Annotated in this window: 2 protein-coding genes; one reads left to right on the top strand and one right to left on the bottom strand. The window is 61.6% G+C overall.

All coding sequences use genetic code 11. The annotated features are described in order from the left end of the window. On the bottom strand, positions 1 to 446 hold a 446-nt coding region (locus tag EOA22_RS35695), incomplete at its 3' end, for an ABC transporter transmembrane domain-containing protein (RefSeq protein WP_348629525.1). Here EOA22_RS35695 and EOA22_RS39660 point away from each other — a divergent pair. Continuing rightward, positions 445 to 576, top strand: a complete 132-nt coding sequence (locus tag EOA22_RS39660) for a hypothetical protein (protein ID WP_281040825.1) — start codon at positions 445 to 447, stop codon at positions 574 to 576. The genes EOA22_RS35695 and EOA22_RS39660 overlap by 2 nt on opposite strands. Positions 577 to 813 lie beyond the last annotated feature (237 nt).

Raw genomic sequence — 813 nt, 5'->3', positions numbered from 1 at the left:
GCCTGGCTGTTAGCACGTTTCGCCGTCTCCCTCGTGCGTAGTTCCGCCAGTAAGGTCAGGGCAAACAGAATGATGGCGCCCAAGAGCGCGGTCATGCCGATCCAGAAATGGAACAGGAAACAGATTGCGAGATAAAGCGGCATCCAGGGCAGGTCGAACAGCGCGGTCGGCCCAGCGCTCGACAGGAACGATCGGACCTGATCGAGGTCCCGCAATGACTGCAAGCCATAGCCGGGAAGCTTCGTGCGCAACGGCAGACGCATCAGTGCGGTGTAGACCTGCCCGCTGAGCCGCGCATCGAGCGCCATGCCGATACGCACCAGCAGCCGCGATCGGATCAGCTCAAGAACGCCCTGGAAGAGGAACAGCGTGCCCGCAAACAAGCAAAGGCCGACAAGCGTCGGCACGCTGCGGCCGGGGATGACGCGATCGTAGACCTGCAGCATGAAGAACGAGCCGGTCAGCGCCAGGACATTGACGACCCCGCTCATCAAGGCGATGCCGGCGAATGCCCGCCGAAAGGAAGCCAATACGGCCGTGAGCGTTGTTCGCGGCGGCTCAGAAGGGCGGGAGTGAGACATCGTCCTTCACCTCGGGCCTAGTGCGGCGGCAAGCGGCAATGAACGCGTTCGAGACCAGTTGGTGAAGGATGTCGGTTTCACTCCATCTTCCAGCATGGCACCTAGATGAACCAGTCATTCAGCGCGTAGGCATGAACATAGTCGACGTGCATTTCAGAAGGGGTGGCAAGCCCGTCGGCGGGCGCTCCCGCCATGCCGCCGACAGCCTGGTCGACCAGCATATACATTGGCT

The sequence above is a fragment of the Mesorhizobium sp. M7A.F.Ca.US.014.04.1.1 genome (assembly GCF_003998745.1).
GTDB classification, from domain to species: Bacteria; Pseudomonadota; Alphaproteobacteria; order Rhizobiales; family Rhizobiaceae; genus Mesorhizobium; species Mesorhizobium ciceri.
Note: the sequence above shows the minus strand (reverse complement) of the source record. Positions and strands in the feature narration are given on the sequence as shown.

Coding starts and splice junctions, on each gene's coding strand:
- EOA22_RS39660 (WP_281040825.1), top strand. CDS start 445: ATGAAGAACGAGCCGGTCAGCGCCAGGACATTGACGACCCCGCTCATC.